Origin of the sequence: Ornithinimicrobium sediminis, from assembly GCF_021272345.1 — a bacterium.
Lineage (GTDB): Bacteria > Actinomycetota > Actinomycetes > Actinomycetales > Dermatophilaceae > Ornithinicoccus > Ornithinicoccus sediminis_B.
The window spans coordinates 539,298-557,344 of sequence record NZ_JAJSDQ010000001.1; the positions used below are offsets into that span (position 1 = coordinate 539,298).

Here is an 18,047-nt window from a genome sequence, read left to right on the forward strand (position 1 = left end):
ACATCGCGGACAGGCCGAGGTGCGCGCACTCATCAGGGATATGTAGGTGCTGGGCCCGCGCCGAGGGTCGTGACAGACCGGATCTGCCGAGGTGCGTGCACTCATCAGGGATATATACGGTGATCGGCACGCGCCGAGGGTCGTGACAGACCGGATCTGCCGAGAGTCGGACGTTCGGCGCAGGCCGCGGACCGCCCGCGTCCGGATACCTGGTCACGACCCTCCACGCGGTCGGACACACCGCGCTCCGCTGCCCGAGAACAAGGCGCAGCCGCGTTGGCGGCGAATCCGCACTCGCCGCCGGCGGGTCTTGTACTGTTTCACGGACGATCGTATCCGCGACGATGCAGGGGACTTGGTCATGGGAGCTCAAGACGACGCGCTGGAACGTCTGGTTTATGCCATGGAGGAGGAACCCGACCGCGAGTTCTCCTTCGTCTTGGGATCCGGCATGAGTAACGGTCGTGTACCTGGAGTAGCAGGCATGACCGAGCTGTTTTGCGCCGAGATGGGGCAATCGGAACAGTACGACGAATTGATCGACAGACTAGGGCCAGCAGGCGCATATCAGGAAGCTGCTCGATTACTGACGAGACGACGCGGCCCCCGAGCCTTAGCAAGAGTAATCAAGCGGGCCACCCTCTTGGCGGCCCCTGGGTACGAAGACACTGAAAAGATCGCTCAGGTCCCAGTCAGTGCGTGGGAAGTGCCGAAAGGCCTTACAGCGTTTGCGAGTGTATTGAAGAACATTCACCCCTCAAGGCGACTCGTCGTGTACACGACCAATTTCGATCCCTTGATCGAGGTCGCCTTGAAACGAAGGGGAGTGGATACCTTTTCACTGGCCGTCGGAGGTGACCGCTCCATCAACCCGCGCCAGGTGCATGGAGCCCTACCTGTCGTGCATCTTCATGGTTTCTGCGAGGACAGTGCCACGCTAAACACGATACTCGAACTGGGCGCAGCCCGGGAAGAGCTTGAAGAGGCTATCCTGTCAAGCATCCGCGACACAATGACGTGGGTAATGGGCTATGGTGGATGGGAGGACAGCTTTATGCGCGCGTTCCGCACCCTCGTGCAGGGCACCTCCCTCGAGCTATTGCAGGCCGAGATTGCTTGGGTCACCCATGGGCAGCAGAGTGCCGACATAGAATCCGCCGGACTTCAGGGGGTCTTTGGACGCGTAGGAATCACGGAGTACATAAACGTTGATGCCACTAAAATGCTCACGGAGGCGAGCGTGCGCACAGAGTCCGCCCCTGTGCCCGATCAATTGCCCCAAGGATGGCAGGTTTTCTCCCCGGCCTTCGAATCGACAGATATGGCGGATGTCGTCGCACTGACGGAGGGGAGAAGCGTTGACGAAAACGCCGTCGCGTCAGCACCCCTTCTTTCGCACACCTTACGCCTGTTGGACGCGGCTAGAGATGAACTATCACGCATCGATGGGGGCATTTCCTCCGTAATCGCCATGGGTCCCACAGGTGAGGGTAAGTCAATTGGACTACTGCAAGCGGGTAGGAAATTGATGCTGGAAGACCAAACGCTCCGGATCTGGCGTATGCGACCAGGTGCGCCACCCCTAACCACAGAGGCGATCCTCGATGCTGCCGCCTCGGCAAAGGGGCGGTTGGTCTTGCTCATCGATGACGCCGATCTCATACTCGAAGAACTTGCAGACGCTGTCCAGGCCGCGCGACCTCGGATTGCAGGGAAACCTGGCGTTCTGATCCTCGCAAGCGCCCATCGCCACCATGATCACTTAACTAGCTTCAGAAGTGCGCTTGGTCGTCTGCGCGCACGGCAGATCGACTTCGAGGGCCTCGCCCGAACGGATGCGTACGATTTGGCCGAATTGTACCTCCGCAGCGGCGTATTGCCGTCTGCACACTCGGACCAGGGGAAAGAACATGTCGCGGAGGAAATCATCCAGGCAGCTGGCGTTGACATGCGTGATGCTTCGCTCTTTGGGGCCGTACTCCATTTGTGGTACGGCGAGGAACTTCTCGCGCGGTTAACTGATCTAATGGAGCGTCTGACTCGATTCTCAGTCCGCGGCGTGGGCCTCGATCAAGTCCTGATGGCAATTGCGCTTGCTCAAATAGCAAGTGACCGTCACGGGCGAGGGAGTGGCGGCCTAACCGTCCAGTCCCTTGCCGTCATGCTTGAAGTTGCCGAGGTTGATGTCCTCCCCATCGTCATCTCTCCGTTGGGTCGCGAGGCTGGCATCTCGCGTGTTGGCGATCGCATCTACTGCCGACACCCTGCGATCGCCGAGGCGTTGATTGCAGAGTCCGACCCTGTTGAAGGGGAGGCTGCTCTTGCCACTGCGCGGAACAGTGCTTTGGGGCTACTGGGCCGCGGTGCTGGCAGGCAGCTTGCCCATCGCGAACGGGACCGTGAGGTTTTGAGTGCTCTAAGCCCTTACCGCTCACTCGACCCAGAGGACGCCCAAGTGTGGGGGGCGGCCTATAGGGATGCAGCGACGGGACGCCTCGAAGCGAGAGTGACCTATCTTTGGATCTTGAGACAAAACCGGAAGCATGACTTCGCGACCAAGTACGCGGACGGTATTGAAACTCACGTTTCCGATTTTTCTGATTGGCGGAACACTTATCGCGGATTCCTGGTCGAGTGGTCGCTTTTGGAACTGGGCTCTTCGCGCCCTACCGAAGCATTGCGGCTTGCACTGCGTTCATGTAGTGACATGAGTGGAGTGCCGCTATACGCCGACCAGATTGTTTACAGCCTTGGAGCCGCTCAAAAAGCGGCCAGGGCTCTCCGCCTTCGTGGCGCTCCTGGCGCACTCGAGTTCGAAGAAATTGTCGGCGTACTAATTGACCGACTTCAGGGCGACGAGAAGGCGATTGTTGGCGGACAGCACGGCCCGGCTCGGTTGGTTGGTCGAATGAGGGCCCTCTCCAATGGGCTTGCGCAACCAGGCAAGCACCGCCTCCATTTCGTGGAGATGCTAAGGAGGCTGGGTGATGCCTAGAGTTCCGCAAGAGATAACCATACCGGTCCCAGAACCCGCCCTAGTTCTGATCTGATTGCTGAACAGCGGGCCTAGCCTGTCCGTACGATGTAAATGCGCGCTGCGCGAGTGTTTTTGGTTGTTGCCTCCACTCTACGCCTCTTGACGTTAATTGTCGCAGGGTCGAGGGTGGGCCCGCGAACCTTCGCGAAGCGCCTCGGGACCACTCTCATGCCGCCGACCGGTCCCGTTGAGGCCCATATACATGCCGTGTCAGTGTGGTCTGCCTGGGTCGACTGTTGGCCCACACCCTGCGACCAACGACGATCTCCATCGTGAGGCTTCTACGGACGTTGTTTGTCCCCGAGGATGACCGTATGAAGATCACCCGCACCGTCGTCGTCCTCGATGCCGCCGACATCGACGCGGTCAGCGCCTTCTGGGCTGGCCTGCTGGCCGGCACTGTCGAGAAGGACGATGGCTGGCACAGCATCATGGTCGACGGGCAGTGGCGCCTTGGAGTCCAGCACGCACCGAACCACACCCCTCCTGGGTGGCCGGACGGGACGCAGCAGCAGTTACACCTCGACCTGTGGGTAGAGGACCCACAGGCTGCCCACGAGCGCGCCATCGCGCTCGGAGCACAGCTGTTGAAGCCCGCTGAGGACACCGGGGAACCGGTCCGCTTCCAGGTCTACGCAGACCCGGCTGGCCACCCGTTCTGTCTCTGCTGGGTCACGTAACCACCCGCCCCTGCCGATGGGTCCAGCCGCGACCACCGCAACACAGCCCCCGGGGGGCACACCCACCGGTGACCGTCCTGCAAGAGTCGCCGCGGCAGCGAGCCCCAACCAGGCTCCGCCGCGCCCCGGACTGCACCTACTCTCATGCCGCACCTCGTGCGCGGGCCTGGGCGTGGGCGCAGTCGTGCGTAAGAGGGTGGCGTCACACTCGACGACATGGACTGTGTCTTCTGCGCCATCGTCAGGGGCGATCTGCCCTGCAGCCCCGTCTTCGAGAGCGAGCGAGTGCTTGCGTTCCTTGACATCGCACCCGCGACGCCAGGGCACTTGCTGGTCGTGCCGCGGGCGCACGCGACCGGACTGGCGGACGTCGACCCCGAGGACGCGTCACAGCTGATGGTCGTCGCGCAGGAGCTCGTCGGCGCGCTTCGTCGGTCAGCCGTCCCGACCGATGGCATCAACCTGTTGATGGCCGACGGCGAGGTGGCCGGCCAGGAGGTCTTCCACGTCCACCTGCACGTGGTGCCCCGGACCAGCGGCGATGGGTTTCAGATCAGTGCCGAGTTCTCCCATCCGGCCCGGGTGCAGTTAGACGCCACAGCGGCGCACATTCGCGCCGCGCTCTGATGTCCGCTCTTGCCGCGGGGAGGGCACGCGTGGATATCTGCGCGGGACCCAAACGGAAGCCGTCAAATCTCCCACGCGCAGCTGTCATCGCCGAACTCGGTGACCAGGACCGCGCGCAGGTGGTCGGCGGCAAGATGCCTGGGCCCGGCGCGAGTGGCGACCGTCAGCAAGGTGTAGGCATATGGGTCGTCCAGGGCTAGGTCCGGGGGGGGTGCGTTCTGCCACGGGACGGCGAGAATAGCGGACCGGCGCATGGTGGTTTGGGCGACAGTGCACGGGTAGAGGTCCCGCGCTGGTGCAGGGGAACACAGCGCGGGACCCTAGGCCGTCTAGCACCCCTCCTAGAGTGCGAAGGCCCCTACCCCCGACCCTCACGTTCCCACGTTGTAGGCCGTCCCGCCAGAGGGGTGCCCGCGCTGGTCGTCCCCTGCTGCACGCCAGCGCGCAGCCCGGGCAAGACTGGCGCCTCTGACGAGGCCTTGCCCACGCATCCGCACATCAGCGTGAGGCGTTCTACGCCAAGTGGTTCTGGGTGCCGTAGTCCCGTCGTCGTGAACCGTTCGGAAAATCGTGCCGCATCGTTGCCGGTCAGGAAGGATGCAGTCATGCCGAAGAAATCTGAGCCGAGTCAGCAACGGCGACGTCGGCCTGGGCGCGGAGGGCACGGCCAACGGTCGCACCACGGGCAGGAGCGCAGCCGGCTAGAGTCCACGGGCATGGGGCGTATCAAGGGCTACTACGAGTGGGACGACGACCAGCTCTCCCCTGGTCAGAAGAAGGAGGGGGGTCTTCACCAGAATCTCTTCGACAGCGGGGGGAAGCTCAAAGGAAGCGCCCGGTTCGTCCCCGACGATGGTGACGATGAGCCACTGATCATCACTGACACGGTCTACCTCCCCTCCGAAGAGCGCCTCAGCGATGACGACTACGCGGACAGGGTCGCTGTCGTGTTGCGCCTGATCGAGATCGGCGTGGAGCAGCTTCCAGCAGCATTGCAGTGGTGGGAGAGCACTGGCCGCCCGGCGATGAGGGACGCCAAGCAGGCGGCTCGGCGCTTTGGTCAGTCCCACCTCAAGAAACGGAAGAAGGCCGATACCGCGCATGACGTAGCTGTCCTGCCGGCCCACGAGCTGGCGGAGCCATCCGCCGCAGGGAGACCAAGCATGTCGCGCGCGGAGGCGCAGGCGCGATACCTCGCGGCCCTGGCCGCCCGGGCCTACAGCGACGGGCAGATCGACCTGCTGATGCGCAGTGACATCGCCGACATGAAGGGACTGCCAGAGCTCGAGGAGTCGATCAAGCAACTGCCCCACGACCAGGTCCGGGGCCTGCTTGAGCAGATGGTCAGAAATCCCGGGATGCTCGCAGATGACACGTTGGCCGACCTTGCCAGTCTTCTGAGTGGGCGGTCCCAACTCGCTCCAGCACCGCTCCCGCGCGACGCCCGGCGGTAGGCCATCCACGCTGTCTTGCCGTCCTCCGATTGAACGCGCGAGGGCGCGCACCTGGCAGCAGCACCTGACCGACACCAGCGTGCCGGAGGACCGTTTTGCTGACCTTAGGGCGGGAACGATTGGGCTGCTCGAACCCTTGGCTCACGACTGGGTGGAGACGATGAACCCAGGCACCCGAAGGAAGTCCGGCTGCTGCAAGCCGCCGACAGAAACCGCGAGGTCGAATCGCCCTCGCTCCTGAGACGGTTCCGACGCATCCGATTCTGCCGCGAGCAGTGACGAGAGTGAGCGTCCTAGTGCTGAGTCTGGGGGCGGGCGATCCGAGGTAGCCTCGGATCGTGTCGAGCAAGGCGGATCGGCGAGCTGCGAGAGAGACCGTCGCTGCCTACCACGAGGCCGAGTTGGCCCGATTGCTGCAACGGGTCGGTGAGGCCATCGACGCCTTCCGGTCGGGCCAACTGGACGCCTTCGAGGTCGACCAGGTCCTCTTCCAGTACTCGCGCGCTGCCAAGGAGTTGTGGAGGTTCTGCAACATTGGGTCGGTCGAGCTGACTGCGTCCCTGATCAAACGCAACGAGCCTTCGATCGTTTGGTGGGATCGTGGCGCACCCAAGGGGCGATGATCCCCACGTCGGAGCAGCCATCCGTGCATCCGACTTTGCCGGCAGGAGAGTGGCGACCGGTGTCCCGCCGGTGGTGGCCGACGCGGCGCCACCGGAATTCCGAGAGGCAAAGTTGGACTGTCGCCTGACGGAGGCGCCCTGGTTCGGAGATCCAGCTGCCGTGGTCGTCTTCCGCCATCACGCTTGGGAAGCCTGAGGACCGCTGGCCGCGTCCTCGGAGCCAGTGCCTTGGGGCCCTTAGGAACGGCTCGGCGCTCGACTACCCGTTGTGTCGCCCAGTGTTGTCGATCGCTAGGAAACCGACGTCGGGGTCTGGATCCGGCCCGGTCCAGTCCTTGATGCAGATCACCTCGTCCCCGTTCTTGTCGATCGTGTCAAAGAACCCTGGGTTGTCGGGGTTCACCAAGGTGGTGTTCTCGACCCACGGGCCGAAACACTCTCCACCAGCTGGAGGTACGGCCGCGGCAGCAACCGTTCCGACGGCGCTTAGGCCCAGCGCAATAGCCGCACCACACAGGACACGGGGAGCGCGGGGAAGACGCTTCATGACAACCTCCCTGATCGCACGAAGTACGTAACGGCCAGTGTTCTGCGGGCCTGCGGCGGCGTCAACCGGGACCGACTCAGACGCACGCCTCTGCCGCCTGTCGTGCTGGGGCCGGCTACCGGGTGATCCCGCTCTCGACCAATAGGGTGGTTTGATGCAGGGAGCGGAACTGGCGAAGATCATCGAGATGTTGCCGATCCATCAACCCGTAACGGACGCCTACCAAGCTGAGAACCCTTTGGGCACTCCCCGCCCCGGGAAGAGCTGGCGGAACCAGCGTGAGCACCTAGCTGGCTGGCTGCGAGAGCTCTCCGGACCCGGCGCCTACGGTCGAGAGTCGCGTAACTGGGACGCAAAGGCGGCCTACAACCATTTTCAGTGCGCCCCTGGCCTCCTGTGGCTCAGCGAAGCGCTGGGCGAGGAGCCTGACATCGTGAAGCAGGCGGTTCTCGAGGTCAAAGCCGCTCCACCGCGAGCCGCATCGCAATGCGCTGCAGTCCGACGCGTGATCCCGTGGAGCAGGATCGAGCAGCTGTTACGCCAGAGGTGAGCCGTGAACTACATCCTCCGATTCCTCTGCGGCTCATGCCTCAGCTAGGGCGCAACTCGGCCAGGTCGGACGCCACCAAGGCCCTGCTTGTGCCGGATGAGGCGGATCAGAGACTTGCCTCGCAAGATTGTCCCCGGGCCTGAGCGCGCCCGTACCGGCACGCGTGTGGGTAGGTGAAGGCTATGGTTGCGATCGAACGGGAGGAGCAACATGACGGAAGAAGCATGGAATGAGGCGCGCCTGATTCCGACGTCCGGTATCTCAGGAGCGGAGGAGCAGGAACGGAGGGCCACCTCTGCCCTGCTGGCGGTGATGTCGGCGGTTCCGGATTTCAGCCGAGCGATGCTGAAGCCGCTGGGGGTGCCAGCCGGGAAGGTCGAGGCGTATATCGAGGTTCCCTTCGACCTCAACGGGAAACGGGTCTACCCCGACGGTCTCATCCGGGTGTCCCGCGGCCAGAAGGTCTGGACTGCGCTGGTCGAGGTCAAGACGGGGAAGAACGCGCTGGCGAGTGAGCAGCTTGAGGCCTACCTGGACGTTGCCAAAGAGCACGGGTTCGACGCCTTGCTGACCATCAGCAACGAGATCCCGCCTACACCTACTCAGCATCCGACGAAGGTCGACAGGCGGAAGCTGCGCAAGGTCTCCATCCATCACTGGTCGTGGAGCCTGCTGCTGTCTACCGCGGTCGTTCAGAAGGAGCACCGAGGGGTCTCCGACCCAGAGCAGGCGTGGATCCTGGGGGAACTCATCAGGTATCTGGAGCATCCCCGCTCTGGCGCCATGGAGTTTGAGGACATGGGCGCGGACTGGGTGCCGGTCCGGCAGGCGGTCACGGCGAGCACGTTCCGTGCAAGCGATCAGGGCGGCCCGGACATCGTCGCTCGGTTCGATGCCCTGCTCAGGTACGCCGGCCTGCGCCTTGGTCGGCGTCTAGGGACTGACGTGACGCACCTGTTGAGCCGCCGTGAGCTTTCGGACCCTGCTCTGCGTCCTCAGACGCTCCTATCTTCGCTGGAGACGGACGGCGTGCTGATCGGGGCAATCCGTGTACCGGATGCCGTCGGTGCGATCACTATCACCGTCGACTTGCGAGCTGGTCAGGTCACTTGCCACACCGATATCGACGCACCCCGACAGGGACGCCCGCAGACCAGGGTGAACTGGTTGGTGCGTCAGCTGAAGAACGCTCCCGACGGTGTGCGGGTCGAGGCCTTCATGGCGAACACTCGCGGGCCGGGCACCACTGAACTCCTGGGCGCAGTGCGGGAGACCCCTGCTCTGCTGGTGGCAGACCCCAAGCGGGACATCAAGAGCTTCCGCGTGGCCCTGAGCGCCCCCATGGGAACCAAGCGCGCGCGTGGCCGCGGAGGGTTCATCGACTCGGTCCTCGACCTCACTGACACCTTCTACGCAGATGTACTGCAGCACTTGAAGGCATGGTCGGCGTCTCCCCCGAAACTCAGGGAGGAGACCCTGGAGACTCCCTCGCCAGCAGGACTAGCATCTGGCGGACTCTCCTCACAAGACGGACCAGCGGAAGCAGGGCTCGAGGATTCAAACCCTGCAGGAGAACGGCTCGAGGCCAGCGGCTAGCAACGGGATGGCCTCGGATCCTGGACCTCATCACGAGAGCCAGTGACTCGATCATGCGATGGCGTTGCGGCTTGACCAGGACGACCGGTATTGCCGCAACGAGGGCAGTAAAGCCGTGCCGAGCCTCCTCGAGCCTGACTCGCATCCTCGAGTGCGACCTGACCGCATGACAGGCGGTCAAGACCTTCTTGTCCTGCTGGCCTTCTCTCTTCTCTCCCGACCGTAGCCGTGCTCGAACAAGGCGTCCGCCAGGCTGTCATCGTGGTACTTGCCCATCATGCCCCGGCCCTTCCGCATCAACCCAAGGACGGTGCGCCGCGCCCCCTCAGCCACGTCATCATCCCGCAACAGTCTCCGCAGGTCTCCCCAACCTCTGAATGGGATGGTGTCGAGGGGGCCCGTGGTCCGGTACTCGTTCCGGGTCGCGCGTGGCCCGCCAGCGCCCAGAGCCACGTTCACGAAGCCCCGGGCAACCCAGCGCCCTAACCTGTCCCGGTCCTCCGTCAGAACCAAGGTCTCGACGTTGTTGACCGAGATGGCGGACAACCGACGGTGACGACTCGAACGGTTCGTCTGTGGCATAGCTGTGACTGTCCAAAACCGACTCTCCGTCTCATGAGGCCATGGCACTGCCACCATTAAGTAATCCCACAACGCCCGCCGAATCGCCTCATAGTCGGGGCGATCAGCCAACTGCTGCCATCGCGTACTGACAGTCTGCTGCCGCTGCCGAGCCGAGTGGACCCTCGCTTTCAGGTCATACTCCCGTGTGGCCGCCCCGACGAGCCACTGTTCCTGCTCTATTCTCTCGACCACGACGTCAAGCGTGCTGTCCCCCATGGGCAGACCGACCAACGCGATATTGCGTAGCGGACGCTGCTCACGCTCAAGCCTTTGAATGGTGAGGCGTTCCATCTCGTCCAAGGAAGGTCGCTTCACCGACGAGAACTCAACATCCACTATGTCGGCCCCCCATCGCCGGCGGTGGGTACCAAAACGCGTCAGAAAATCCGACGCTTGGCCAACGTAGGCCGAGCCATCAGCAAAGTGCAGGACGTAGATGCCGCAACGAGATCCCGTGAGTGGCAGGATAGCGGACAACGACACCTCAGGCGGACACCGGTATCGTGCGAAGTGCAACTCGGGTCGTTTCGCTTCGATGACGCCCCTCCAGTGTGTGATGCGCGTGTGCTGATCTTTCCAGACTGAAGAGGAACTCTGGCCAGCAACACGCAGGCGTTGCCCACGCGCAGAAGGCAATCATGATGGCCTCGGCGCCTGGGCAACGCCATATCCACCCAAGTGCCAGGCCCCGGAGCGCCGATGGGCACCTACAACGACCACTTCCGATCCATAGGGCATCGACAGCAGCGGTTCTCTCAGGAGCCTCGACCAGGCGCTGAACGGATGAGCGTGTCGTCGGAAAATGCGAGCGTAGAAGCCATTTATGGGAACCGCGAGTCCAGCCTGATCCCTGGATCGCCAGGACGGTCGCCAAGCGCAGGACTCTGCCGCGCTCAGATCGCCGTTTGCACGGAGACCCAGTCGCTCACCGTCCGACGACGATGATGTGAAAGCGGGTGTCATGACGGTGGCGGTTCTGCACGTGCCTGCCAGTCAGCGCGGTTGAGCCGGTACTGCCGGAACGAGGTGCTGCCATAGGTCACCTCGCCATCTGGTCGGAAACCGACCCGGGTCAGGGCCCGTGTGGCGTTGCGCGTGAACGGCAGCGCGATGGTGACTGCGTCGAACGCGAAGTCGGTGAAACCGCGTTCGAGCATCAGCGGATACAGCCTTGTGCCCAGGCCCCAGTCGGCGTGGTGAAGGACGAGGGCGAAGTCGGCAGCGCCGTCCTCGCGCTGGAACCCGCCCCAGCCCACCAGCCGTCCGTCTACCGTGATGGCCCACGGCCCGTAACCGGCGTCATCCCATTGAGCGTCCTTGTCACGCACCCAGGCGGCCACCTGTTCCACCGAGAGCGGTCCCGTCGCCAGCGGGAGGTGACGGTGGCTGCGGACATCGTTCAGCAACGCGGCGACGGCCTCGAGCGGCACCTCGGTGAGCCGAACCAAGGCAATACCGTCGTCGGTCATGTCTGGATGGTGCGCACCGCTGGGCAGCGGCGTCAACCGGTTAAGCACGCACTCCTTCTCTTGCCACGTCTCGGGTGCCGGTTGACCTCTGTGCACCCAGCGACCTCCGTCCCTTATCCGGTGGCCCCCGCTTGTCCTCCTGTGCGACGTTGGTCGGCGTGATGCACGAGGGGCAGGTTCAGGTGCCGGTCCTTGCGCTACGACGAGCCATCGCCAACCAGTTCCCGGACCTGGCCGATCAGCCTGTCCAGGTGGTGTCATCGGCCGGGACCGTCATCGCACCCTTCCGCGTGGGTCAGGAACTGGTGGCGCGGCTGCCGCTGGTCCCTGTCACGGACCGCGCCTACCACGACCGCCTTCACGAAGAGGGCCGGTACGCCCGGGCACTGGCGAGCGTTGTGCCGGTGTCAGTGTCCCAGCTGGTCGGGGTAGGCAGGCCCTTCGCCGGATATCAAGGGGCGTGGTCAGTCTGGACCTGGCTTCCCGGCCGCTCGCTGGACCACATCCTGCTCGACGCATCCGGGTCAGTTGACATGGCGCACCTGGCTGAGGACCTGGCGCAGCTCCTGCAGTCGATCCGCCAGCTCCCGTGGGACCGGTCTGGGTGGAGCGACAACGGACGCGGGGGCCGTCCGCTCGCCGACTCCGAATGGGTGCGCACCTCGATCCAGCGGAGCGCGCACCTGATCGACCGTGACGCGGCCACGTCAGTGTGGGAGAGGGCCCTGGCCGCACCGGCCCACGACGGTCCGCCGGTACGTATCCACGGTGACCCGATGCCAGGGAACCTCCTCCTGCGCGAGGGACGACTCAGCGGCCTGATCGACGTGTCCGAACCGGTCGTGGGTGACCCCGCCTCAGACCTGCAGCCGGCCTGGAACGTCTTCGACGAACCCCACGGCAGGCGGTTTCGTCAGGCAATGGGCATGGATGAGGCCGCATCGCAAAGGGGGCGTGGATGGGCGTTCGAGATGGCCATCGGCGGCCTGCACTACTACGAGGACTCCAACCCCACGATCTTCCAACTCGCCCGGCGGACCCTTGATGCACTACTGCGTTCAGCGTGAGCACCACGTGCCCCAGTGCGGGCGCCCAGTCGAGAAGCGCACTGTTCTGCTGCGGCGCCGGTGACGCCCGAATGTGGATGGAGGAGGAGCTCGGCACCAGGATCAACGGCAACCGCAGCGAGGAGGCGGTGCCCACCGGTGCCGACGAGATCGCCGTCGCCTGCCCGTTCTGCCGGGTGATGCTGTCCGACGCCCTGACGTCCCAGCAGGCCGCCGGCTCCGCACCCCAGAACGTCGAGGTCGTGGACGTCGCGCGGATGCTGCTGGCCGCCGTCCGGCGCGGAGCCCCCGCCTGACCCCGCCTCCCCCACCCCTTGCGTGGCGGAGTGCACTTTGCGTGCCGGAGTACTCGCTGGAGTGCACTTCAGCACGCAAGGCGGACTCCGGCACGCACGGCGGCGGCGCTGGAAAAATCTTGGATAAGATCCGGGCCTGGCTGTCGATCCGGTGGCAGGGTGTTCGTCGTCGCTAATGACGGAGCCGGACAGGCCGGCCCGCGACCCAGTGCAGGAGACAGTTCCATGACCAAGTACGCAATCCTCATCTACGACGACCCGACCGTCTACGAGAACATGTCGCCCGAGGCGTGGGGCGCGCTGGTCGACGCGCACAGCACGTTCACCAAGCAGGTCTTCGAGCTCGGTGGGTCCCTGGCGGGCGGGGAGGCGCTCGCGCCCACGATGACGGCCACCACGATTAAGGGTGGCGGCACGGTGACGGACGGCCCATTCGTCGAGACCAAGGAGGCCCTCGGCGGCTTCTACGTCGTCGAGGCGCGCGACCTCGACCACGCCGTCGAGATCGCCAAGCTGTGCCCGGCCCCCGGCGGCGGCGTCGAGGTTCGCCCGGTCGTGGATCCGACGATGAACCCGTTCTGATCGCTCCCAGCGACGAGCCGACCGCGTCCGTCATGCAGGCGGACGCGGTCGCTGCCGCGCTGGCGCAGGCCCACCGCTCCGAGTGGGCCTTCGTGCTGTCCGCCACGGTGCGCGTCGCGGGCGACCTGGACGTCGCGGAGGAGTGCGTGCAGGAGGCGTACGTCAGCGCGCTGCAGGCCTGGACCCGGGACGGCGTCCCGGAGCGGCCCGGCGCGTGGCTGACCACGGCGGCGCGGAACAAGGCGCGGGACCGGTTGCGTCGCGAGGTCACCCTCCGGCGCAAGCTCCCGCTGCTCGTGGAGCCGGCGACCGTCGATCCGCACGACCCGGCCGACCTGGACTGGCCCGACGCCGCGGTGCCGGACGACCGGCTCCGGCTGGTGTTCACCTGCTGCCACCCCACCCTCGCCCCCGAGGCCCGCGTCGCCCTCACCCTGCGCCTGGTCTGCGGCGTTCCCACGCCCGACGTTGCCCGGGCCTTCCTGGTGTCCGAGCCGACGATGGCGGCACGGATCACCCGGGCCAAGAAGAAGATCTCCGAAGCGCGGATCCCCTACCGGGTCCCGAGCCGGGCGGAGCTGCCCGAGCGCCTGGACAGCGTGCTCACCGCCGTCCACCTGCTCTTCAGCACCGGCCACACGGCCGGCGAGGGGGACGCGCTCGTCCGTGCGGAGCTCTGCGACCGGGCCCTGTACCTCGCGCGCACCCTCGCCGCGCTGCTCCCCGAGCAGGCCGAGACCCGCGGCCTGCTGGGCCTGCTGCTCCTCACCGACGCGCGCCGGGCCACCCGGACCGACGAGCAGGGTCAGCTGCTCCTGCTCGCCGACCAGGACCGGACGCGCTGGGACCAGCGCGCGATTCTGGAGGGGCTCACAGTGACGGCCGGGGCGCTGGCCTCCGGCCCACCGGGGCGGCTCACCCTGCAGGCGGCGATCGCCGGCGTGCACGCGATGGCACCGTCCCTCGAGCAGACCGACTGGCCGCGCGTCGTGCACCTCTACGACCGGCTGCTCGCGGTGTGGAACACCCCGGTGGTCGCGCTCAACCGGGCCGCCGCCGTGGCGTTCGCCGACGGTCCGGCCGCCGCCCTGCCGCTCCTCGACGAGCTGGCGACCGATCCCCGGCTCGCCGACTACCCCTACCTTCCCGCCACCCGCGCCGACCTGCTGCGCCGCCTCGGCGACGCCGCCGGCGCGGCTCAGTCGTACCGGCGCGCGATGGAGCTCACGGCGAACGCCGCGGAGCGCGCCTTCCTAGAGCAGCGCCTGGCCGAGGTCAGCCGCGCCGCCGGCGCCGAGCCCCCGCCCGGCTGAAAACGGCGGGCTTTGAAAGTCATGGGCGACCGCAGGAGGTAGTCCGCACAAGCATCCGGATCTGCCGCACCGCGGACGTTCAGGTTTCAAACCTGCTGTTGACGGCGTCCTCGGTGTGAACGAGGCGCTCTGGCAGCTGGGTTCCGCGACCGGGCTGTCGGCGGCCCGTGGAGATGGCGCCACCTCCACAGGCCCAGGGCGAGACCGTCCCGGGCCCTTCCACACGACGGACAGACCGTCGCGGTAGACCAGGCCGCCCGCCGGCCCGGGGCCCCAGCTGGACTCGAACCCGCGCTACCGGACTGAGAATCCGACGTCGTGGGCCGCGAGACGATGGGGCAAGCATGAGTCGAACGGTCACGGCCTGACGTAGACCTTGGCCCGGTGCAACAGCATCGCGATCCCCCACCAGAGCACCAGGCTCAGGACGACGAAGCCGGCCCCTGGCCCGCCCGGGAGGGGCACCCACTCTCCCAGCCGCTGCGCGATCGACGGGTCACCGTTGCGGATCAGCAGCACCGCAAGCAGGTGTGAGCCGAAGTAGACCAGCAACGACTGCCGACCGAGGGCGACCAACGGCCAGGTCGCGCGGTCCCGCGCCCGGACCCCTCGCTCCCGCATCAGGACGTCGAAGGTGACATAGGCGACCAGGAGGATGACCAACCCCAGGGCTCCGGCGAGCAGCGAGAAGCTGGGTGTCCAGAGCCGCTTGAAGGGCTCCACCACCGTGGCCAGTGCGGCGCCTGCTGCGGCGCAGTAGACGGTCCAGACGGCCAGCCGCACCACCCCTACCCGCGGCGAGCCGCGCCGGGCGTCCAGCACGAGGTGTCCGGCGGTGGTTCCCGCGGCGGCGGTGAGGAACGCACCGGCGATCGCCACCACTCCTTCGGGGTCGTGTCCGAGACGGCCCTGGGCGTACATGTGCTCCCCGAGGAGACGGCCGTCGATCCACCGCGACGGGTTGCACTCCGGCGTGAGCAGGGAGCCGGGACACTGCTGCTCCGCCCAGAGGTAGGCCAGGGTGCTGACCAGGACCGTGACCACGGTGATCACCGCCCACCCACGCGAGGTGCGAGTCACCTGGTGCAGCGCCGCCGCGACCAGGACCAGGACCGCGTACAGCTGCAGCACGCCGGTCAAGCGCAGGGTCGAGAGCTGGTAGTGGTCGCCGTGCACCGCGGTATAGAGCACTCCCACCGACAGCAGCACGAGCACTCGCCGGACGGTCACCGTGGTCGGCGTCGGACTGCGGTAGGCGAAGGCCAGCCCGACTCCGGACAGGGTCACGAAGAGCGGAAAGATCAAGTCGTAGGGGGTCACCCCGAACCAGGCAGGGTGGCGCATCCAGGGCGCTACCGGCGGCAACGCTGAGGCGGTGGTCACGGAGGCAATGAGGAAGAGTCCGCGCGCCACGTCCAGCGACATGATCCGGGGACGGGCGGGTGCACTTGGGGCACTTGTCGTCACGGGGCGAACACCTCGTAGGACTGCACGCGCGAGAAGAAGACCTCGGTGCTTTGCAACGGCAGCTCCCCCACCCGCCAGACGTCGGGGAAGGCGAGCCAGCCGTAAATGCGCTGGTGACTGCCCAGGCGACGGGCACTGTCGGCGTCGCCGGGACCCAGCTCCATGAAGGCGTCGTAGACCTTGGGCGGTAACGCGCGGTGCTCGTTCGCTGCCGGGTCGTAGGGGTGGGTCACCAGGAAGGCACCCTCCGTGGCGCGCGGAGCCAGTGCCCTGGCGGCTTCATGGGTGGCCCGGTGGTCATCGTGCGCGTAACCGTAACCCTGCTCCCCGTCGGGACAGAGCGCCGGCTGGGCACAGTCCTTTGAGCCGGTCGCGTCGGCGCCGACATAGGCGGAGGAGGTGATCCGGGTCAGCGGCAGGTCCGGCAGCTCGGTCCCGGCCAGCGCGAGCACATGGTCGACCGCCTCGCGCACCGACTCGGGGGTGAGCTGTGTGTCGCCCAGGTCGAGAGCGATGACGGTGACCCCGCTGCCGCGCACCACTGTCGCCGAGTCTCCTCCAACAGTGGTGGTGACCTCCTGCGCGTCGGTGAGGTCCATCGACGGCGTGTGTTCGGAGGCCTCTCGAAGCGACTCCTGGAACGCGTTCCACCGTGCCTGCCGACAGGCTGGGGTGTCCCGCCCCGTAGTGGGATCCGGAGTGGGGTGCTCCTCGCCGAGCTCGGCCTGCAGATGGCGCTGGAGTCCTTCTGCTGTGCAGCGGATGGTCTGCTCTCCCTGGGTGAGCAGCACCAGTACGGGGTACAGGTCGGAGCCCTCCGCGAGCGAGGTCCACCCGGACAGTTCGTCGTCTGCGTGTGGCACGAGATACAGGTGCAGTCCTTCAGCGCGGTCTTCGGTCACCACCTGCGTTGAGTGCACCTCGGGCACCACCCTGGACAACGCGAACTCCTGGACTGTCTGGGCCGGCCGCAGCAGGAAGCTGGTCGTGACCGTGACCACGACCAGCGCCATCGCCAGGGCCGCGGCCACTACCCACCAGGCCGGGCCTCGACGGGGAGCACGGCGGGCGGAAGGCATGGGTTCGAGCCTAAGTGTCCTCGGCCGTCGCCCTGGTGACCTCCCAAGGCGTGGCGCTCCCCAGGCAGGTCTGGTCTCTTCGCGCCTCGCGGATCGCGTGGCGGACGGCCGCTCTCACCACCAAATAGAGGATGAAGGTTGTGATGATCACCTGCAGGAGCAGGAGGAGCGTTTCAGGCCCGGAGATGTTCAGGCGTGTGGACGCTACCTGCCGGCCGAGTCGCCCGCAGAAGTGTCCCCTGTGTCGGTTGTCTTCACCCCGACCAGCACGAGCAAGACCCACGCCTCAAGGCGGGCTTTGACGAGGCTATCCGACCCATCCGCTATTGCCGCGGATCTACCGGTTGCTGCTCAGGAGTCATGCCCAGCACGGGGCCCGGATCCCGTGCTCGAGCTGATGGGCCGCCTCGATCTCTCGAGCGCGGCGCAACGAGGGCCGCTGGCACTGGCAAGCCCTACTCGTAGTGAGTCCACATCCGCAGCACGTGGACAACGCGCTCTTCCGGGAGCACCTCGTAGACGAGTCGGTGCTGAATATTGATCCGCCGCGAGTAACAGCCGGCGAGGTCACCCACTAGCTTCTCGTAGCGCGGGGGCGTGGCGAACGGGTCCTCGGCCAGGATGTCCAGGAGGTCCTGCGTCTTCTTCTTCAGGCCTGACGACGCTATCTTCTTGGCATCCTTCTGGGCCTGGCACGAGTAGACCAGGGCCCAGGATGTATCGCTCACCAGTCGAGTTCGGTGGACCCAGACTCAACACCCTCGGCTCGGGCCTGACGGATTGACTCGGACAGGCCAGGGACCGACTCCAGGAACAGGGTCTCCTGGATCGCTCGCCAATCGTCCTCTCCGATCAGCACAGCGTTGCCCCGCTGACCAGTGATGGTCAGCGGCTCAGACTCCTGGTTCACCTGGTCGATCAGCCGGTACAGATTCGCTCGGGCCGTCGTCGCGCTCACAGCGGTCATATCACCCACCTCCACAGCAACCGTACGCTATCCCGTACGGATCAACAAGAGCCCCGCTTGCATGCCTCG

General features: G+C 65.9%; 16 protein-coding genes and 1 pseudogene. 10 read left to right on the forward strand and 7 right to left on the reverse strand.

All coding sequences use genetic code 11. The annotated features are described in order from the left end of the window. Positions 1-361: 361 nt before the first annotated feature. The 5 genes from LVO85_RS02415 to LVO85_RS02435 all read left to right on the forward strand — a co-directional run bounded on the left by LVO85_RS02415 (position 362) and on the right by LVO85_RS02435 (position 6,421). A complete protein-coding gene (locus LVO85_RS02415; RefSeq protein ID WP_456299706.1) occupies positions 362-2,995 on the forward strand; it encodes a P-loop NTPase in 2,634 nt (877 codons plus the stop codon). A 278-nt stretch (positions 2,996-3,273) separates the two neighbouring features. Further along, a complete protein-coding gene (locus LVO85_RS02420) occupies positions 3,274-3,717 on the forward strand; it encodes a VOC family protein (RefSeq protein WP_332875399.1) in 444 nt (147 codons plus the stop codon). Between the two features lie 216 nt (positions 3,718-3,933). Further along, the gene (locus LVO85_RS02425) at positions 3,934-4,344 is read left to right on the forward strand and encodes an HIT family protein (RefSeq protein ID WP_232745797.1); all 411 of its coding nucleotides are present in this window, start codon (positions 3,934-3,936) and stop codon (positions 4,342-4,344) included. A gap of 716 nt (positions 4,345-5,060) precedes the next feature. Next, entirely contained in the window at positions 5,061-5,798 is a 738-nt protein-coding gene (locus LVO85_RS02430; protein ID WP_232745798.1) for a hypothetical protein, read from the forward strand. Positions 5,799-6,136: 338 nt separating this feature from the next. After that, positions 6,137-6,421: a hypothetical protein gene (locus LVO85_RS02435; RefSeq protein WP_232745799.1), complete on the forward strand. Its 285-nt coding sequence runs from the start codon at positions 6,137-6,139 to the stop codon at positions 6,419-6,421. A 259-nt stretch (positions 6,422-6,680) separates the two neighbouring features. Here the strand turns inward: LVO85_RS02435 and LVO85_RS02440 are convergent, their stop codons facing one another. Then, entirely contained in the window at positions 6,681-6,968 is a 288-nt protein-coding gene (locus LVO85_RS02440; RefSeq protein WP_232745800.1) for a hypothetical protein, read from the reverse strand. 760 nt (positions 6,969-7,728) lie between these two features. Here LVO85_RS02440 and LVO85_RS02445 point away from each other — a divergent pair. Then, entirely contained in the window at positions 7,729-9,114 is a 1,386-nt protein-coding gene (locus LVO85_RS02445; RefSeq protein ID WP_232745801.1) for a hypothetical protein, read from the forward strand. A 177-nt stretch (positions 9,115-9,291) separates the two neighbouring features. Here the strand turns inward: LVO85_RS02445 and LVO85_RS02450 are convergent, their stop codons facing one another. Together LVO85_RS02450 and LVO85_RS02455 are read right to left on the reverse strand one after the other, a co-directional pair. Then, positions 9,292-10,038: a hypothetical protein gene (locus LVO85_RS02450; RefSeq protein ID WP_232745802.1), complete on the reverse strand. Its 747-nt coding sequence runs from the start codon at positions 10,036-10,038 to the stop codon at positions 9,292-9,294. Positions 10,039-10,697: 659 nt separating this feature from the next. Next, positions 10,698-11,207 (reverse strand): GNAT family N-acetyltransferase, encoded by a 510-nt coding sequence (locus LVO85_RS02455; protein ID WP_232745803.1) that lies wholly within the window; start codon positions 11,205-11,207, stop codon positions 10,698-10,700. 161 nt (positions 11,208-11,368) lie between these two features. On the opposite strand from LVO85_RS02455, the gene LVO85_RS02460 reads away from it, so the two are divergent. The 4 genes and pseudogenes from LVO85_RS02460 to LVO85_RS02475 all read left to right on the forward strand — a co-directional run bounded on the left by LVO85_RS02460 (position 11,369) and on the right by LVO85_RS02475 (position 14,465). Next, complete coding sequence (locus LVO85_RS02460) at positions 11,369-12,274, forward strand: phosphotransferase (protein ID WP_232746179.1); 906 nt, start codon at positions 11,369-11,371, stop codon at positions 12,272-12,274. Positions 12,275-12,315: 41 nt separating this feature from the next. Continuing rightward, positions 12,316-12,570, forward strand: a pseudogene (locus LVO85_RS02465) (heterodisulfide reductase-related iron-sulfur binding cluster); the annotation flags it as partial. A gap of 225 nt (positions 12,571-12,795) precedes the next feature. Then, positions 12,796-13,152 carry a YciI family protein gene (locus tag LVO85_RS02470; RefSeq protein WP_232745804.1) on the forward strand — a complete coding sequence of 119 codons (357 nt, stop codon included), beginning with the start codon at positions 12,796-12,798 and terminating at the stop codon, positions 13,150-13,152. Between the two features lie 32 nt (positions 13,153-13,184). Beyond that, positions 13,185-14,465, forward strand: a complete 1,281-nt coding sequence (locus tag LVO85_RS02475) for an RNA polymerase sigma factor (RefSeq protein ID WP_232745805.1) — start codon at positions 13,185-13,187, stop codon at positions 14,463-14,465. 357 nt (positions 14,466-14,822) lie between these two features. Here the strand turns inward: LVO85_RS02475 and LVO85_RS02480 are convergent, their stop codons facing one another. The 4 genes from LVO85_RS02480 to LVO85_RS02495 form a co-directional block, all read right to left on the reverse strand. Then, entirely contained in the window at positions 14,823-15,890 is a 1,068-nt protein-coding gene (locus LVO85_RS02480; protein ID WP_232745806.1) for a heparan-alpha-glucosaminide N-acetyltransferase domain-containing protein, read from the reverse strand. A gap of 38 nt (positions 15,891-15,928) precedes the next feature. Then, positions 15,929-17,011 (reverse strand): hypothetical protein, encoded by a 1,083-nt coding sequence (locus LVO85_RS02485; RefSeq protein ID WP_232745807.1) that lies wholly within the window; start codon positions 17,009-17,011, stop codon positions 15,929-15,931. 455 nt (positions 17,012-17,466) lie between these two features. Continuing rightward, a complete protein-coding gene (locus LVO85_RS02490) occupies positions 17,467-17,739 on the reverse strand; it encodes a Txe/YoeB family addiction module toxin (protein WP_232745808.1) in 273 nt (90 codons plus the stop codon). After that, positions 17,736-17,978: a type II toxin-antitoxin system Phd/YefM family antitoxin gene (locus LVO85_RS02495; RefSeq protein ID WP_232745809.1), complete on the reverse strand. Its 243-nt coding sequence runs from the start codon at positions 17,976-17,978 to the stop codon at positions 17,736-17,738. The genes LVO85_RS02490 and LVO85_RS02495 overlap by 4 nt, the downstream gene beginning before the upstream one ends. Positions 17,979-18,047 lie beyond the last annotated feature (69 nt).